This is a genomic window from Lysinibacillus sp. GbtcB16, assembly GCF_019091145.1.
In the GTDB taxonomy this organism is placed as follows: Bacteria; Bacillota; Bacilli; order Bacillales_A; family Planococcaceae; genus Lysinibacillus; species Lysinibacillus fusiformis.
Genome location: NZ_JAGXJV010000753.1, coordinates 1 through 245, shown reverse-complemented (window position 1 = coordinate 245; position 245 = coordinate 1). Strand labels below are relative to the sequence as shown.

The following is a 245-nucleotide window of genomic DNA, read 5'->3' as shown; positions in this document are numbered from 1 at the left end:
AATCGGTGCCTTCGTCGTTTCTTCGCTAGGAGCAGCGGATTCTGCCGCGTCCGATTGCGGCGATGCAGCCGCTTCAGGTTTTTTATCAGCCAATGCGTCTTGCAATTCGTCGTATCTCCCGTCCACAACAATGCCTTTAAATTTCTCCACATATTTCGAAACCGTATGATGCACAGCTACATAATTTCTCGAACGCTCCCTCATCTGTTTGCGCAAATGTTTGTCTTTGTACAACTGTCGCATGG

General features: G+C 48.2%; 1 protein-coding gene. It reads right to left on the bottom strand.

What is annotated here, in order from left to right; genetic code table 11:
• A partial coding sequence (locus tag KVT27_RS25795) for a hypothetical protein (protein ID WP_217582296.1) occupies window positions 1-204 on the bottom strand: 204 nt, incomplete at its 3' end.
• Between the last annotated feature and the right edge of the window lie 41 nt (window positions 205-245).